The sequence below is a fragment of the Paraburkholderia unamae genome (assembly GCF_003096875.1).
Taxonomy (GTDB): domain Bacteria; phylum Pseudomonadota; class Gammaproteobacteria; order Burkholderiales; family Burkholderiaceae; genus Paraburkholderia; species Paraburkholderia unamae.
In genome coordinates, this window is record NZ_QEOB01000040.1 from 21094 (window position 1) to 36912 (window position 15819).

The 15819-nt window shown below is 63.8% G+C and carries 14 protein-coding genes; 9 read left to right on the forward strand and 5 right to left on the reverse strand.

The genetic code is table 11. The annotated features are described in order from the left end of the window. Nucleotides 1-34: 34 nt before the first annotated feature. Nucleotides 35-2131 carry a catalase HPII gene (katE, locus tag C7402_RS43135; protein ID WP_165842126.1) on the reverse strand — a complete coding sequence of 699 codons (2097 nt, stop codon included), beginning with the start codon at nucleotides 2129-2131 and terminating at the stop codon, nucleotides 35-37. A gap of 168 nt (nucleotides 2132-2299) precedes the next feature. Here katE and C7402_RS43140 point away from each other — a divergent pair, with 168 nt between their 5' ends. The 5 genes from C7402_RS43140 (at nucleotide 2300) to C7402_RS43160 (ending at nucleotide 8945) form a co-directional block, all read left to right on the forward strand. Continuing rightward, nucleotides 2300-3856 (forward strand): FAD-dependent oxidoreductase, encoded by a 1557-nt coding sequence (locus tag C7402_RS43140; protein WP_112177850.1) that lies wholly within the window; start codon nucleotides 2300-2302, stop codon nucleotides 3854-3856. An 80-nt stretch (nucleotides 3857-3936) separates the two neighbouring features. Beyond that, entirely contained in the window at nucleotides 3937-4857 is a 921-nt protein-coding gene (locus tag C7402_RS43145) for a cation diffusion facilitator family transporter (RefSeq protein ID WP_112177814.1), read from the forward strand. Nucleotides 4858-5056: 199 nt separating this feature from the next. Then, entirely contained in the window at nucleotides 5057-5647 is a 591-nt protein-coding gene (locus tag C7402_RS43150) for a (2Fe-2S)-binding protein (protein WP_112177815.1), read from the forward strand. Continuing rightward, nucleotides 5644-6675: an FAD binding domain-containing protein gene (locus C7402_RS43155; protein WP_112177816.1), complete on the forward strand. Its 1032-nt coding sequence runs from the start codon at nucleotides 5644-5646 to the stop codon at nucleotides 6673-6675. The genes C7402_RS43150 and C7402_RS43155 overlap by 4 nt, the downstream gene beginning before the upstream one ends. After that, nucleotides 6672-8945 carry a xanthine dehydrogenase family protein molybdopterin-binding subunit gene (locus C7402_RS43160; protein ID WP_116614886.1) on the forward strand — a complete coding sequence of 758 codons (2274 nt, stop codon included), beginning with the start codon at nucleotides 6672-6674 and terminating at the stop codon, nucleotides 8943-8945. Before C7402_RS43155 ends, C7402_RS43160 begins: the two co-directional genes overlap by 4 nt. A 249-nt stretch (nucleotides 8946-9194) precedes the next feature. Here C7402_RS43160 and C7402_RS43165 read toward each other — a convergent pair whose 3' ends face one another. The 4 genes from C7402_RS43165 to C7402_RS43180 all read right to left on the reverse strand — a co-directional run bounded on the left by C7402_RS43165 (nucleotide 9195) and on the right by C7402_RS43180 (nucleotide 11651). Further along, entirely contained in the window at nucleotides 9195-9506 is a 312-nt protein-coding gene (locus C7402_RS43165) for a hypothetical protein (protein WP_112177818.1), read from the reverse strand. Continuing rightward, nucleotides 9503-9877 (reverse strand): phage holin family protein, encoded by a 375-nt coding sequence (locus C7402_RS43170; RefSeq protein WP_112177819.1) that lies wholly within the window; start codon nucleotides 9875-9877, stop codon nucleotides 9503-9505. The genes C7402_RS43165 and C7402_RS43170 overlap by 4 nt, the downstream gene beginning before the upstream one ends. Before the next feature lie 51 nt (nucleotides 9878-9928). Beyond that, a complete protein-coding gene (locus C7402_RS43175) occupies nucleotides 9929-10192 on the reverse strand; it encodes a CsbD family protein (RefSeq protein ID WP_244315080.1) in 264 nt (87 codons plus the stop codon). Between the two features lie 124 nt (nucleotides 10193-10316). After that, on the reverse strand, nucleotides 10317-11651 hold the full coding sequence (locus tag C7402_RS43180) for an NRAMP family divalent metal transporter (protein ID WP_116614887.1): 1335 nt from the start codon (nucleotides 11649-11651) through the stop codon (nucleotides 10317-10319). Between the two features lie 181 nt (nucleotides 11652-11832). Between C7402_RS43180 and C7402_RS43185 the strand changes: the two genes are divergently transcribed. From C7402_RS43185 to C7402_RS43200, 4 genes are all read left to right on the forward strand, one after another. Further along, complete coding sequence (locus tag C7402_RS43185; protein WP_116614888.1) at nucleotides 11833-12387, forward strand: type 1 glutamine amidotransferase domain-containing protein; 555 nt, start codon at nucleotides 11833-11835, stop codon at nucleotides 12385-12387. 64 nt (nucleotides 12388-12451) lie between these two features. After that, complete coding sequence (locus C7402_RS43190) at nucleotides 12452-13384, forward strand: hypothetical protein (protein WP_116614889.1); 933 nt, start codon at nucleotides 12452-12454, stop codon at nucleotides 13382-13384. Continuing rightward, nucleotides 13381-14046 (forward strand): gluconate 2-dehydrogenase subunit 3 family protein, encoded by a 666-nt coding sequence (locus C7402_RS43195; protein WP_116614890.1) that lies wholly within the window; start codon nucleotides 13381-13383, stop codon nucleotides 14044-14046. Before C7402_RS43190 ends, C7402_RS43195 begins: the two co-directional genes overlap by 4 nt. Continuing rightward, on the forward strand, nucleotides 14036-15691 hold the full coding sequence (locus C7402_RS43200) for a GMC family oxidoreductase (protein ID WP_116614891.1): 1656 nt from the start codon (nucleotides 14036-14038) through the stop codon (nucleotides 15689-15691). The genes C7402_RS43195 and C7402_RS43200 overlap by 11 nt, the downstream gene beginning before the upstream one ends. The last annotated feature ends 128 nt before the right edge of the window (nucleotides 15692-15819 follow it).

The window sequence follows — 15819 nt, forward strand, 5'->3', positions numbered from 1 at the left end:
GCGGCGCACGTCGCTTGCGCTCCCATCATTACGTTCAGGCCGGAACCGTTTGCGCTTGCGCTGCTCGCGACCACACCCGATGCTGCGCCGTCGATTCGATAAATTCCTTGAGTACGCGCTTGAGATCGCCGTCGTCTCCGGTTACTACGCCGTCGGCCCGATCGGGCAGGTGCGACGCAGCGAGCACGAGCCGGCCCGTGTCGACTGCACCGAGCGCCTTCAGATGCTTGAAAGCCTCGAGCACGAAGTGACGCGCATCGCCCGACTGCGTGAGCGCATCAGCAGCCTTCTCTCCGCCTGGCACGAACACGGCGTCGAACATGACCGACGGCATGCCCGTTATCGTCGCATCGGGGGCAAGGTCCCCGATCAGCGCCAGCGTGGGCGCGATCACGAGCGCCGTCGCGCCTTCCTTCGCGAATGCGTCGCGCAACTGCTTTAGCATGGCGGTGTCGGCACCCGGCGCGGTGAGCAAGGCGATCTTGCGCGTCTTGATGCCGGGCTTCATGCGATTGAGCAGGCTGAGCGCAGGCGATCTGGCCGTTTTTGGCTTACCCGTTTTGCTGCCCGCCTTGGGTTTCGGCAGCCCAAGGGCCTGCGCCACGTTCGCGGCAAGTTCGGCGTCGATGTTCGCGAGAATTTCGCTCACCTCGCGTTCGCGTATTTCGGGCTTTGTGACCTTGCCCAGTTCGAACGTATAGGCGGCCTGGATATGCGCCTTCTCGGGCTCCGACATGCTGTTGTAGAACATCGTCGCCTGCGAAAAGTGGTCCGCGAACGACTCGCTGCGTACGCGGATCTTCACGCCGTCCGTGCGCTCCTGGTAGCTTTCGAAGCCGCCGTCCTTCGGCGCCGTTTCCTTCGGCCAGCCGCCGCTCACGGAATTGGGCTCATACGAAGCTTGCCCAACGTTGATCGTCTGGCGATGCATGGCGTCGCGCTGGTTGTTCTGAAACGGACAGACCGGGCGGTTGATCGGAATCTCGTGAAAGTTCGGACCGCCAAGGCGGCTGATCTGCGTGTCGGTATAGGAGAACAGGCGCCCTTGCAGCAGCGGGTCATTCGTAAAGTCGATGCCCGGCACGAGATGGCCTGGATGGAACGCTACCTGCTCTGTTTCGGCGAAGAAGTTGTCCGGGTTACGGTTGAGCGTCATTTTGCCGATGATCTTCACCGGTACGACTTCTTCGGGAATCAGCTTGGTTGGATCGAGCAGATCGAAGTCGAAAGCGTGCTCGTCGCTCTCTTCTACCACTTGCACGCCCAGTTCGAACTCGGGAAAGTCGCCGCGCTCGATCGCCTCCCACAGGTCACGCCTGTGAAAATCGGGGTCCTTGCCGGCAATCTTCTGTGCCTCGTCCCAAACCAGCGAATACGAGCCGAGCACCGGCCGCCAGTGCCATTTGATGAAGCGCGCGCGGCCCTCGGCATTGATGAGGCGGAACGTATGCACTCCGAATCCTTCCATCGTGCGCAGGCTGCGCGGAATGGCACGATCGGACATGGCCCACATCACCATGTGCGCGCTTTCGGGCACGAGCGAAACAAAGTCCCAGAACGTGTCGTGCGCACTGCCGCCCGTAGGCATTTCGTCAGGCGCTTCGGGTTTTACGGCGTGCACGAAATCGGGAAACTTGATGGCGTCCTGAATGAAAAAGACTGGCATATTGTTGCCGACCAGATCGAAATTTCCTTCTTCCGTGTAGAACTTCGTGGCGAAGCCGCGCACATCCCGCACGGTGTCCGATGAGCCGCGCGGCCCCTGAACTGTCGAAAAGCGCACGTAAACCGGCGTTTCCTTGGAGGGGTCTTGCAGGAAAGCGGCGCGCGTAAGATCTGCTTGGGACTCGTACACGCGAAATACGCCATGCGCAGCGGAACCGCGTGCGTGCACGATGCGCTCCGGAATGCGTTCATGATCGAAGTGCGTGATTTTTTCACGCATGATGAAATCTTCAAGCAAGGATGGGCCACGAGGCCCGGCACGCAGGGTGTTCTGGTTGTCGGCGATCTTCACGCCCTGGTTGGTGCGCAGCGCTTCGTCAGCCGCATGGGCGCGCAACGGCTCGAGACTCCGCAATTTTGCGTCGGTGGGCAGATGTTTGCCGTGAGGGCGATTCCGATGTGACATGAGGTGCTCCTTGTTGTTCATGCTCGCGCTTTAGATAACTGGTTAGGTCAAGCGCAAGCGATGTGCCACCGTCACGGGGGATGTGGCGCGGAAAATCGGCGTCATCGCCACGGTCCGGCACGCTGTTTGCGCCTTCGCGACCAAAGCTCGAACGATCAGGAGCGCGCGATGACAGGATGGATTAAGGCGATCAACGTGGCGACATTGAACGCGCCAGGCATGCAACGCGTCGAACTCGCAGGCGCAGCGGTGCTGCTTGTGAATACCGGTAGTGCGATCCGCGCGTTTGCCGCAGAGTGTCCCCATGCGGGTGCGCCGCTCGAACAGGGCGCGCTGTGCGACGGGCGCATTGTGTGCCCGTGGCACAAGGCGTCGTTTGACGTCGAGAGCGGCGAGTGGCTCGAACCGCCCGCTCTCGAAGGCCTCACTTCATACCCGGTACGTGTCGAAGCTGACGTCGTGTTCGTCGAACTCGAGCCGCAACCCGCGGTTCAGCCGCAAAGGGTATCAACTGAGAGCCAAACGGGGCAGCGCGCGTTCCCGCGCCTCGCAATCATCGGCGGCGGTGCGGCGGGAGCTGCTGCTGCGGCCACACTACTGGAGAACGATTTCGGCGGCGAAGTGACGATGTTCGCCGCCGAGCCGCAAGCGCCTTATGACCGCACCTGTCTGAGCAAATTCGTGCCCGCGGGTGAAATGCCGCCCGACGAAGTCCCGCCGATCCTGCCTGAATCCGTTGCGCGCAATGCGCGCCTGCGCATCGAACACAGCGAGGTGCAGCGTCTCGATGCGCCCTCAAGGCGGGTCACACTTGCCGATGGCCACCAGTTTACTTTCGACGGGGTGCTGATTGCGAGCGGTTCGATCGCGAAACGCCCTGAGATCCCCGGTGGCGACCTCGGCCGGATCTACACGCTTCGCACAGTGGGCGATGCAGGGGCCATCCTCAATGCGCTTTCGTCGGGCGAGCGAGCCGTGATTCTTGGCGAGAGCTTTATCGGCCTGGAAGTGGCATCGGCGCTGCGCAAGCGCAACGTCGATGTGACGGTCGTCGCGCCGGGTGGCGTACCATTGCAGCGACCGCTTGGTGCGCGCGTTGGTGGCTTGTTCCGCGAGTGGCATGAAGCCAATGGCGTGACGTTCCTGCGCGCGAAAGCGCTGCGCTTCACTGGCGTGGACAATGTCGAAACCGTCGAGCTCGACGATGGCACCACTTTGCGGACGAAAGCCGTGATCGCAGGTATCGGAGTGCGCCCGGCGACACGGTTTATTAGTGGCCTCGATCTCGAGGAGGATGGCGGCATCACGGTGGATACGGCGATGCGCGCTGCACCGGACATTTACGCTGTAGGCGATATCGCACACGTTCTGACGGCTGACGGCAAGTTGAATACGGCTCGCATCGAGCATTGGCGCGTCGCACAACAACAGGCGCGCATCGCAGCCTTGAACATGATGGGAGAGCATGCGCGCTATGAAAGCGTGCCGTTCTTCTGGACCGAGCACTATGGCAAACGCCTCGACTATCTGGGGCACGTTGAACACCGAGACGAACCGGTGATATCAGGCAAACCCGGAGAGACTCGCTTTTTCGCCCTGTACGTACATCTCGGCCATGTGGAGGCCGTCCTCGCCTGCGGCTACGAACGCGAAATGGCGCAGCTTAGCGAGCGCATGCGCAAACGCATGTCCATCGAAGTCGTGCGTGAGATATTGGGGGCCTGATGCATCAACCCATGATTGGCATGTATCTCGATGCCTGCGGCGGGATGTGTCGCGGTTAAGAGTGCGCATGCCATCTCGCCATGCCTGCCACCGTTCCGCGCGCCGTATATTACGCACTCGCCTCGAACGTCGCGGTGGCGATCTGCAAGTTCGCCGCGGCGCTGTACACGAATTCTGGTGCAACTCTCGCTGAGGCAGCCCACTCGAGCGCCGACTGCCTGAACCAGATCCTGCTCATCGCTGGGCGGCGCGCGGCCCACAATCGCCCCGACGAACAACATCCGCTCGGATTCGGTCGTGAGACGCACTTCTACGCCATGCTCGTGGCCTTGCAGTTCTTCATGGTGGGCGGCGGCGTCTCCGTGGCGATTGGCGTGTGGCGTCTCTGGCATCACAGTGGCCTGGATCGTCCCGAAGTCGCGGTGGGCGTGTTGCTCCTGTCCGCCCTTGTCGAGGGCATTGCCTTGCGCGCCTCGATCCACTCAATCGATCGCAGGCGCCGCGCCGGCGGGCTATGGCGCTGGTTTCGCGAGACCGGTGAACTGGAAAACATGCTCTCGATCGTCGAGGACGCAGCGGCCCTCGTGGGCGTGCTCGTCTCGGTCGCCGGCACCGGGCTCGCCGCTCTCACCGGCTGGGCGGGATTCGACGCGCTTGGCAGCATCGGCGTAGGTTGCGTGATGATGGCAACGGCCGTGTTCTCGCTTCGTGAGATCAAATCGCTCATCGTGGGCGAAGCGGCGCGGGCCAGCGTGCGTCAGGAGATGCGTGCATGGCTCGACACGCGCCCCGAAATTCGGCACGTTGTGAGCCTGGTCGTGCTGCGCTGGTCGGACAACCTGCTCGTTGCGGTCCAGGCGCAACTGACCGAGTGTTGCAACGCGGAGGAACTCGTGCGCACCATCGACCGCGTCGAGAACGACCTCCACGGAGCATTTCCCAAGGTGCGCTGGGTGTTCTTTGAACCGGAACTGCGCGAGCATGGCGAACACCCCGTGTGAGCGTCTCGCCTACCGAGCCATATCTCCTGTTATCCCGGGCATACGACACGATCCGCCGGGACACCAGAGGCATCAGACTGCATCAGGCAAGCGCATTGCGCATACCGAAGCCGTACCTCTCGCGAGGGTCTGCGGGCTTTTGCCACGCCTGCGCTTCGCGTCGAGTCCTCATCGATTCTTGCCCGACAACGAGGCCGCCATGCACACAGCCCCCAGCACCCGCGCGCCGCGCCCGCACTCCACGGCGCGCAAACACGCCGACACGGAGCCACGGTCTGACACGGAGAGCCTGCCCGACGCTGTACCCGTCGAACTCACTGTCAATGGCACGCACCACGCATTGCGCGTTGAACCATGGACCAGCCTCCTCGACCTTCTGCGCGAGCAGCTTCAACTCACTGGCACCAAGAAAGGTTGCGATCACGGTCAATGCGGCGCATGCACTGTGCTAGTGAACGGCACGCGAATTAACGCGTGCCTGGCACTCGCGGTGTCACACGACGGCGCGGACGTCACGACGGTCGAGGGACTGGCGCAGGACGGCGCGCTACACCCGGTACAGCAGGCGTTCATCGAGCACGATGCGTTTCAGTGCGGCTATTGCACGCCGGGGCAGGTCTGCTCGGCCGTGGGGCTGCTAGCCGAAGGCCACGCGCAGTGCCGCGACGACGTGCGCGAACAGATGAGCGGCAACCTGTGCCGCTGCGGCGCTTACGTGAACATCGCGAACGCAGTGGAAGCCGTGCGCCGCGTGGAATGCCTACGCAACCGCGAAGGAGACGACGTATGAACCGCTTCTCCTACACACGCGCCAAAAGCGTCGCCGACGCAGTACGTCTGCATGCGGTAACACCCAACGCCGAATTCCTTGCCGGCGGCACGAATCTGGTCGATTTGATGCGCGAGAACGTCATGCGTCCCGCCGCGATCATCGACATCACGCGGCTGCCGCTTCGCGAGATCGAGGCAACGCAATACGGTGCACTGCGCATCGGCGCGCTCGTGTCTAATAGCACGCTTGCTTGGGACACGCGCGTAATCGAGCGCTATCCGCTGCTCGCCGCAGCCCTTCTGGCAGGCGCCTGCGCCCAGATCCGTAACGCGGCGACTGTCGGTGGCAACCTGCTTCAGCGCACACGCTGCCTTTACTTCTATGATCCAGCCACGAGCTGCAACAAGCGAGTTCCCGGCACCGGTTGCGCCGCGCTCGATGGAGTGAATCGCATGCACGCGATTTTTGGTGCGAGCGAGGATTGCATCGCCACGCACCCCTCTGATATGTGTGTGGCATTGGCAGCACTCGATGCGTCGCTCCATGTGGCAGGCCGGCGCGGCATACGCACATTGCCGTTCGACGACCTGCACCGCCTGCCGGGCCACACGCCGCACCGTGAAACGACGCTCGCCGACGAAGAGCTCATCACGGCCATCGAAGTGCCAAGTGAAGGATACGCACAGCACTTCTCGTATCTGAAGCTGCGCGACCGGCAGTCGTACGCGTTCGCGCTCGTTTCGGTCGCGCTGGGCGTGCGGGTCGAGAAAGGCGCGATTCGCGCATTGGGCTGCGCGCTGGGCGGAGTGGCCCACAAACCGTGGCGCGATCGCGACGCGGAAACGTTGCTGATCGGCCGGGCAGCCGACGATATCTCCGCGATCGAGCGCTACGCCGACGGCGTCGTGGCACACGCGGACCCTCGCCCGGGCAACGAGTTCAAGGTCGACCTCGCGCGTCGAGCCATCGTACGCGCATTCGAGCGGGCGCTTGCGCCCGATTCTGCGCCGCTGGCCGGGCGCGACCCAGGGGAGCAACCAGCATGAGCGCCGCTTTCGAAACCCGCCCGATACACAGCGCGCGTATTGGGGAGCCGCTATCCCGCGTGGACGGCCACGCAAAGGTTACCGGCGCCGCACGCTACGCCGCCGAATTCGCCGCTACCGGACTTGTGCATGGCGTAGTCGTCAACGCGACGATCGCGCGCGGCGAGATCGTCGCGATCGACGCCTCAGCGGCGCAAGCGCTGCCCGGCGTGCTGCATGTCCTGACGCATGAGAACCGCATCGCGCTCGCCACGGAGGACGCCGACTGGAAGGACCAGATCGCGCCCGGTGGAACACCGTTTCACCCCCTCGCCGACGCACGCGTGCGATTTGCTGGCCAACCGATCGCGCTCGTGGTCGCAGAAACCCCAGAACTCGCGCAATACGCGGCCACGCTCCTACGCGTGCGCTACCGTAGCGAACCGCATCAGACCGAGCTGGCAAAGGTGGTGCAGGATGCCGTCATACCATCCACCGAAAAGGGCGGCTTCGAGCCGCCGCCCGCTCCGCGCGGCGACGCCTACCGGGCACTCCAGCGCGCTCACGCACGCTCCGATGCGTTTTATGCCACTCCTGTAGAGTTCCATCAGCCCATGGAGATGCACGGTTGCACCGTTGTGCCATCTGCGGATGGCCGCTTTACGGTCTACGAGAAGACCCAAGGCGTCGCCAACACACAGCAATATCTGATGAAGGTTTTTGGCCTCCAGCAGGAGCGCGTGCATGTGATTTCGCCATTCGTGGGCGGCGCCTTCGGCTCCGGCCTGCGCCCGCAATATCATCTGCCGCTCGCGATGATGGCCGCGCGCGCCCTGCGCCGTCCGATACGCGTCGTACTCACACGCGCACAGATGTTCACCTTCGGTCATCGACCCGCGTCGATCCAGCACGTCGCGCTTGGCGCGCGACGCGACGGCAGGCTCGACGCGATCGTTCACGAGGCGGTAGGCGAGACCTCCCAGTTTGAGGACTTTACCGATGTAGTCGTGAATTGGACCGGGCGGCTCTACCGTGCGCCGAACGTCCAACTCGGCTACAAGCTGGCGCGGCTCGATGTGTACACTCCACTCGACATGCGCGCACCGGGCGCTGCGCAAGGTCTCTTCGCGCTCGAATCCGCGATGGACGAACTTGCCGTCGCACTGGAAATGGACCCACTCGAATTGCGTATCCGCAACTACGCGGACGACGACGCGAGCAAGCAACTGCCGTATTCGAGCAAGGCCCTGCTCGACTGCTACGCGCAAGGCGCGGAACGCTTCGGATGGGGCGCGCGCATCGCGACGCCACGCTCGATGCGCGACGGCCACGAACTGGTCGGCTACGGCATGGCGACAGGCATGTGGGAAGCCATGCAGACCGAAGCCAGCGTGCGTGCGGTGCTGAATGCTCAGGGACGCCTCGATCTGTCGAGCGCCACTGCGGACATCGGAACGGGCACGTACACCGCCATTTCGCAGATCGCCGCCGACGCCCTGCGCATGAGCATCGACGATGTGGACTTCACACTCGGAGATACATCGCTGCCGCCAGCGCCGATTGAGGGCGGCTCATGGACGGTGTCGTCCGTGGGCAGTGCCGCCTCGGTCGCCTGCACGGAACTGCGTTCAAGACTAGCGCAACTGCTGCCCGCGCACGGCGGTATCGCCTTCGCCAATCTCGACCCGGCCGTGCTCGACGACGCGCTCATGATTGAGCACGGCGAAATCGTCCTGCCCCAAGAAGTGGGGCTGGGCAGCGCGCGCGTTCGCATCGCCGACGTGCTTGCAGACGCGGGTATGAAATCGCTGGCAGCCCAGGTCACGCTCAAGCCCGACGATATCCAGAAGCGCTACTCGATGGCTACGCACTCGGCCGTGTTCACAGAAGTGCGCGTGGACGAGGAGCTCGGCCAGGTTCGCGTCACGCGCGTGGTGAGCGCTGTCGCTGCGGGCCGCATCGTCAATCCGAAAACGGCATCAAACCAGATTGCTGGCGGCGTGGTGTGGGGAATCGGCATGGCTCTGCACGAGCATGCACAATTCGACCATACGCTCGGGCGCATCATGAATCACAACCTCGCGGAGTATCACGTGCCCGTCAATCGCGATATCGGCGAGATCGACGTGCTTTTCGTGGACGAACACGACGAGGTAGTGAATCCGCTCGGCGCCAAGGGCGTGGGAGAGATTGGCGTGGTAGGCGTCGCCGCTGCCGTCGCCAATGCGATTTACAACGCCACGGGCAAGCGTGTGCGTGAACTGCCCATCACGCTCGACAAGCTGCTCTGATCTGCCACCACCGCTCCCGACGCGTGGGCGCCCCTAGACGTGCGCCCACGCCAACATCGCGACAACGTATGTCACAGGATGGCCAAAGAGATAACACGCATGTCCAACCTGCGGAGATGGGCCATCGCAAGCCAGCAGATTGCCCGGCAACTCCTATTCCCAAGGCCAGCTGGCACAATCGGGGGGCGGGCGCCGGGCGGCGCCCGTTAAATCGATGGCCGCAACACTCCATGCCCTGATGGCCATCGATCAACGCATGTGCCGTAACCGGAAGTCGCGCGCAATCCAACCAGGCAAGCCGGAACGCAGGACAACGCGGAAGACTCGCCGAGGGCCGATCAGCAGTGTGCTGAGCAAGATAGAGCCGAGCAGGGTCACATGGGGCGCCGAGGCGAACGCGGTCACGACGTTAGCAATGCTCAGCGGATTTGCTCGGACTGAGTCGAACTCGACTGCGCGCGAGCCGACGTTTTCCGCAAGCAACTGCACGCGTGTAAGCTCCATATGACTGAGCAGGATCGCCTCAGATGCCTGCCGGCTCAGCGGTGCGCGACGCCTCATTTAAGCGCCTCCTTGAGCGTCTCGAGGTCGGCGCGCAGTTCGCTTTTGAGTATAGCGAACGACCGCACCGGCCTCTGAGCGCGGAAGACAAACAATGCCGCCACAGAAGCCACTAGCCAGAGCGCCGCGATGCTCCATACGACAACAATAAAATAGCGCGTGTTCCAGGCAGATGCTATCAGTGCGATGCAGAAAAACGAGAGCGTAAACAAGCCGCTCACAGCGAGTGCCACGAGCGCGATAATCTCGCGTGTCACGTAGGCCCGAGCCTCGGACAGTTCGAGCGAAAGCAGGTGCCCGTAGTCCGCCGTGCGTAGGGTGACGAACCGCAATACGTTGTGCCAGCGGTCGAGCTTCGCATGTATCGTCATGGCCCACCTCGCACATGGGGCTGCTCAACATAGCCGTCGGATGCACGTCGCTCATTCGCGGTTCGCCGCCCATAAGGCACCCAAGGCGAAGCCGAATCCCAAAGCGATTCCCAGCATTGCCAGGGGGTTGTCCGCAACCGCCTCGCGCGTCGCCCCGGCCGCGTCGGTCGCAAGCTGCTGTGATTTACCGCATAGCGCCCTTGCTTTGCCCGATACTTGCATGCTGGTTCGCCCGAGCATGTCTCCCACAGCCTCCTGTGCTGTGCCGGCGAGTTCACGCATGGTGCCTTCGGCCTTCGTCGTTCCCATTTTCATGTCTCTCTCCTGTCGATTTGCCGGCGCAATGCGCGAAACTCGCGCAAATCCCATGTCCAGCACCGGCCTATGCGCAACGCGCGTGCCACGAGGCGAGCGCAGGGTGTGAGCGCGTCTGGAAAACCTAGAGGACTTGCACAATGGCATGCGCAGCCAAGGCAGCACAAATGACGACCGTGGCGAGCCAGCACAATGCGCGTGTCAACCAGTGCGCTTTCATCTCGCCAACCGCATCACGGCGCGCGCTCAGAAGTACCAGCAGGATCAGTACCGGGGAAACGGTCATCCCATTGGTCAATGCACTCCAGTAACAAGCCCGCAGCGGATCAACGCCGAATGCGTAGAACAGCAATGCGATGATCGCGCTCACCATCATGAGCAGCACCAGTACGCCGGCGATCCGGCGGTCGCGCTGCTCGCCTTGCGGCCACCCGAACGAACTGGCCGCGGCGTGCGCAGCGGAACCGGCGAGCGGCGGGAGGGCTAACAGAGCGGTGCCGAGGAGCGCGAAGCCGAGCACGCTTTGAGCATAGCCGCCCGCGACCGGGGCGATCGCCTGCGCCGCCGCCCGCGCCTGCCCGAACGGCGAGAGTGACGGATGTGCCGCATGCAGCGTCACAGCCGCGGCACATAGAATGAATGCGCTGCATAAGTTGGAGAGAAGGCAGCGGACCAGCGTGTCGCGCCGCATGTCTCGTAGCTGCTGCCGCAAATCCTTCGAGGACGTACGGCGACTATTGTGTTGCGCCTGACCCCCCGAACGCTCTTCGACTTCCTGCTCCGCCTGGGAGAACAACAGATACGGGCTGACCGTTGTGCCGAGCACCGCGAGCAGCATCGCCAGGAAATCCTCTGACCAGGCCACATGAGGGACGAGCGCCCCCGCCACGGTGCGCCACGGCACGTCCGCTATGAACAGGACGCCGGCATAGCAGAAAAGTGAAAGAGCAAGCCACTTGAGGTAACTGGCGTAACGCGCATAAGGCATGCACCACTGGAGGGCGAGTGAGGTACCAGCAAAAATGATCGTAAAGAGCGGGACCGATCCCCGGAAAATCAGATGCGCCGCTTCGCCCATTGCCAGCATGTCGGCTGCAATGTTGACGGTATTGGCGCCGAGGAAACGCGCGACCGCGAGCAGAAACAACCAACGCGAATAGTGTTCCCGCATGTTCTCAGTAAGGCCACTGCCCGTCACGGCCGCAACGCGCGCGGCCACCAACTGGAGCGCAACCATCGACGGGTAGGAAAGCACGCAGACCCACAGCAGATCGAAGCCGTACTGCGCGCCGGCTAACGAATACGTCAGAATGCCGCCAGGATCGTTGTCAGTGGCTATCGTACCGAGGCCGGGGCCGATGTCCGCCGCCCAGCCGTGCGCTGGCAGGCCGCTACGGCTTCGTCGTTGGGTTCGGTTCGCGAGAAGGCGTCGCGAATGTCGGGGCTCGCCGGTTTTCATGACAAGAGGCAGATGGCTCGTTCGGCACGCACTCGCACGCCCGCGCAGACGGCATACCCGCGCACCCGCGTTGCCGCCAATCGCATTCAGGACGCGGCATCCCATTTGCTATGTCCAGACAGGGAAGCAACCCGGTCTTTTCATCGTGGCATCTGCTGGGCACAACCAGGAGGAAATCGCAATGGCTAACATTCTCGACAACTGCAAGGTTGCAATTCTTGCGGTGGATGGATTCGAAGAAGTTGAATTAACCGAGCCGCGTAGAGCGCTGATGGAAGCTGGCGCAAAAGTCGACGTGATCTCAGAGAAAGCCGGTGAAATTCAGGGGTTTCGACATGTCGAAAAGGGAAGCAAAATCCACGTCGACCGGACTTTTGACGGCGTAAAGGCCGACGACTACGACGCGATCGTGCTCCCCGGCGGCGTGGTGAATGGCGACGCCATCCGGCTCATCCCTGAGGCGCAGGTATTCGTGCGCGCGGCCAACGACGCGCACAAGCCAATAGCCGTGATCTGTCATGGTGGCTGGCTGCCGGTGTCCGCAGGCATCGTTGAGGGACACACGATGACGAGTTGGCCGTCACTGCAGGATGACATTCGCAATGCAGGCGGCAAATGGGTCGACGAGAGCATGGTCCACGACGGCAACTTCATTACGAGTCGTAAGCCCGATGACCTACCCGCCTTCAATGCGGAGCTGATCTCAACGCTCTCGGCCGCAGCGGGCACCGCATGATGCGGATGGCCCGCTGAACCTGCTGAACCCACCCGTAACCCAGAGCTGTCACGCAGGAGCGCCAATGACACAAAGCACCCGGATCGCCGCCGGCATCGCCAGCGTCACAGCAGGCGCCGCACTCGCGCTCTGGTCAACGCGCGAACTGCGTGAGGCGAAACGCGCCTCGGCACCCGGCAAGCACATCGCAGCTGCGCGCGCGTTCAATCACGGCTCCGCCCTGCTCGCGCTCTCCGTGCTGGCCGATAGCGCCATGGAGCATTACCGCGGCTCATTCGAGAATTGCGCAATGTACTTGCCGCCCGTGGTTGCGTTCTGCTCGCTGGGCGCAGCCCTGCATGGCGGCACCGATGCGCGCGCGGAGTCGCACCGGTTGCGTCGTGCAATTCAGATATGTGGCGCGGCCACGGGTACAGCAGGCACCGCGTTCCATCTCTATAACGTGACGAAGCGGCCCGGCGGACTCTCCTGGCAAAACCTATTCTATGGCGCCCCAGCGGGGGCGCCATTCGCGCTGGTGCTTTCCGGCGTACTCGGCTCGATCGCCGAGCAGCTACGCGATGAGCCCGAGCACGATCCGCAGCTTTTCGGCATGCCCGCCGGCAAAGCACTCGCCCTGGTCGCGGGTGCGGGGCTGCTCGGCACGGCGGCGGAGGCTGCGTTGCTGCACTTTCGCGGCTCGTTTCAGCACCCAGCCATGTACGCGCCAGTGACCGTCGTGCCCGTGGGTGGCGTGCTGCTGGCTCATGCGGCGTTCGCCTCGCCCCGGCATGCGGCTCGCGCAAGTGTCTTCGCGCGACTGTGGCTGCGCCTTACCGCAGCGCTCGGCTTTGCGGGACTCGGCTTTCACGTGAACGGCGTAGTGCGCGCGCACGGCGGCTGGCACAACTGGTCGCAGAACCTGTTCGCGGGGCCGCCCCTACCGGCGCCGCCCGCGTTCAGTGCACTCGCGCTCGCGGGCCTCGCTGCGTTGCGTATGCGGGAGACGGAGCGATGAAGCGCACACCGAAGTACCCCGGCTACGATGTGCTCGCCAAGCGCGAGACGCCTTCGTGGGATGCGCCCACCCGCGCGGTGATAGCCGCGCGCCTGAACACACCAGACAAGGCTCGCTATCTCGCGCCTTCGCGTTGGCAAACATTGAAAGCGCTGTGCGCCACGATCGTCCCTCAAGCGGGCTCCGGCGACCACGAAAATCGCTGCGTGCACCTCGCCGCGCTCGTGGATGGAAAGCTGCTCGACGATCGCCGCGACGGCTATCGCGACGCACGCCTGCCGCCGTTACGCGAAGCGTGGGAAATGGGACTCGCGGCTCTCGATGCGGAAAGCAGGGCCGCCTTCCGCGCGCCCTTCGCGAGTCTCGACGACGAACAGCGGCGCGTACTCGTCATGCGCATGCAGAACGGCAAGCTGCGCGGTAGCGCATGGCGCGGCATGCCGTGCGACGTGTTCTTCCAGAAACGCGTGCTGCACGATCTGGCCTCCGCCTACTGGTCGCACCCGGTCGCGTGGAATGCGATGGGCTTCGGCGGCCCGGCGAACCCGCGTGGCTATGTGCGCCTCTACACGAACCGCCGCGACCCGTGGGAAGCCGTCGAGGCCGACGAGAGCGAGAGCGCACAACTGGCGGCGCGCCTGGAGAATAAGCATGTGCGCTGACCGCAACGTGGACGCCCGGGAGGCTCCACGCGGCAAACACGGCCGCGCACCGGACGTGTTCCGGCCCGGCGGCTGGTTACCGATGCGAGAATACGCGCTGGAAGACGCCGTGGACTTCGCGATCGTTGGGACCGGCGCCGGCGGTGCCACGCTCGCGTGCCGCCTCGCAGAAGCCGGCTTTCGCGTCATCGCATTCGACGCAGGAGCTTGGTGGAGACCGCTTGAAGAATTCGCGTCTGACGAGACGCACCAGGCGAAGCTCTACTGGACGGACGAGCGCATTTGCGACGGCGAGAATCCGCTACAACTCGGTAGCAACAACAGCGGCAAGGCGGTGGGCGGCAGCACCGTGCACTTCGCGATGGTCTCGCTACGCTTTCGGCCCGAATGGTTTCAGTCGCACACGAAACTCGGATACGGCGCTGACTGGCCGATCGACTGGCGCGAGATGTGGCGCTACTACACTGAAGTCGAGCGCGCGCTGTGCATTTCCGGGCCCGTGCGCTACCCGTGGGGCCCGAAGCGGCCGCGGTATCCGTATCGCGCGCATGAGGTCAACGCCGCCGGACTCGTGCTCGCGCGCGGTTGCGAGGCGTTGGGCATTCCGTGGTGCCCCACGCCGCTCGCGACGCTCTCCGCACCGCGCGGCGACGCGCATCAATGCGTCTATCGCGGCTTTTGCGTAACGGGCTGCGCGACCAACGCCAAGCAAAGCGCACTCGTCACGTGGATTCCGCGAGCCGTGCGTGCGGGGGCCGAGATTCGCGATCTCGCGATGGTGGGCCGCATCGAGACCGACGCGGTGGGCCGTGCGAGCGGCGTGCACTTTCACCGCGAAGGACACTGGCATTTCCAGCGCGCGCGCAACGTGGTCGTGGCCGGTTACGCCATCGAGACACCGCGCCTGCTGCTGCTCTCCGCGAATGAACGTTTTCCCGATGGGCTGGCGAACCGTTCAGGTCTCGTCGGCAAGAACCTGATGGTGCAGACCAACCAAGCGGCATGGGGCACGTTCGAAGACGAAATCCGCTGGTACAAGGGGCCGCCTTCGCTCGCGCTAACCGAGCACTGGAACTATGAGGACAAGGGCAAGGATTTTCACGGCGGCTATTGCTACATGAGCCAGGGACCGCTACCGCTCGTGTGGGCGGCGACGCAGACGAGCCGCGGCCTGTGGGGCGATGCGCTCATGCGCGAAATGACGAAATACAACCACCAGGCCGGCCTCAAGATGGTGGGCGAAACGCTGCCGCAGGAGCGCAACCGCGTGACGCTCGCCGACGAGAAGGACGCGCTCGGCCTGCGCGTTGCACGCGTGACCTGGTCGATGTGCGACAACGACCGGCAGCTTGTGCGCCACGGCCTTGACTACATGAGCCGCGCGCTCGCCGCAGCGGGCGCGGCCGAAATCTGGACGCAGGACGACGACACCTGCCACCTGAACGGCACCGCGCGCATGGGCAGCGATGCCCAGACGAGCGTCGTGAATGCCGACTGCCGCTCGTGGGACATTCCGAATCTCTGGATCTGCGACGGCTCCGTTTTTCCAACCGTTGGCGGCGTGAACCCTTCGCTGACCATTCAGGCGATCGCCTGTCGCACAGCCGACCGCATTCGGGTACTCGCCGCACGTGGGGAGCTTTGATGCCCAGGCACGGTCCCGCGAGACGGACCGGGCACATCTCGTGCGCGCTCAAGGTGCAAGCGCAGCGCGCGCGAGCGAGCGAGGAGCCGAATCATGTCCCGTGACCAGCCTGCAATTGCCGCGCGGGC

What these genes read in the sequence shown, in the direction of transcription:
- C7402_RS43200 (WP_116614891.1), top strand. Translation starts at nt 14,036, where the DNA reads ATGTGCGCTGACCGCAACGTGGACGCCCGGGAGGCTCCACGCGGCAAA.
- C7402_RS43155 (WP_112177816.1), top strand. Translation starts at nt 5,644, where the DNA reads ATGAACCGCTTCTCCTACACACGCGCCAAAAGCGTCGCCGACGCAGTA.
- C7402_RS43195 (WP_116614890.1), top strand. Translation starts at nt 13,381, where the DNA reads ATGAAGCGCACACCGAAGTACCCCGGCTACGATGTGCTCGCCAAGCGC.
- C7402_RS43175 (WP_244315080.1), bottom strand. Translation starts at nt 10,192, where the DNA reads ATGAAAATGGGAACGACGAAGGCCGAAGGCACCATGCGTGAACTCGCC.
- C7402_RS43190 (WP_116614889.1), top strand. Translation starts at nt 12,452, where the DNA reads ATGACACAAAGCACCCGGATCGCCGCCGGCATCGCCAGCGTCACAGCA.
- C7402_RS43145 (WP_112177814.1), top strand. Translation starts at nt 3,937, where the DNA reads ATGCCTGCCACCGTTCCGCGCGCCGTATATTACGCACTCGCCTCGAAC.
- C7402_RS43150 (WP_112177815.1), top strand. Translation starts at nt 5,057, where the DNA reads ATGCACACAGCCCCCAGCACCCGCGCGCCGCGCCCGCACTCCACGGCG.
- C7402_RS43170 (WP_112177819.1), bottom strand. Translation starts at nt 9,877, where the DNA reads ATGACGATACATGCGAAGCTCGACCGCTGGCACAACGTATTGCGGTTC.
- C7402_RS43165 (WP_112177818.1), bottom strand. Translation starts at nt 9,506, where the DNA reads ATGAGGCGTCGCGCACCGCTGAGCCGGCAGGCATCTGAGGCGATCCTG.
- C7402_RS43140 (WP_112177850.1), top strand. Translation starts at nt 2,300, where the DNA reads ATGACAGGATGGATTAAGGCGATCAACGTGGCGACATTGAACGCGCCA.
- C7402_RS43185 (WP_116614888.1), top strand. Translation starts at nt 11,833, where the DNA reads ATGGCTAACATTCTCGACAACTGCAAGGTTGCAATTCTTGCGGTGGAT.
- katE (WP_165842126.1), bottom strand. Translation starts at nt 2,131, where the DNA reads ATGTCACATCGGAATCGCCCTCACGGCAAACATCTGCCCACCGACGCA.
- C7402_RS43160 (WP_116614886.1), top strand. Translation starts at nt 6,672, where the DNA reads ATGAGCGCCGCTTTCGAAACCCGCCCGATACACAGCGCGCGTATTGGG.
- C7402_RS43180 (WP_116614887.1), bottom strand. Translation starts at nt 11,651, where the DNA reads ATGAAAACCGGCGAGCCCCGACATTCGCGACGCCTTCTCGCGAACCGA.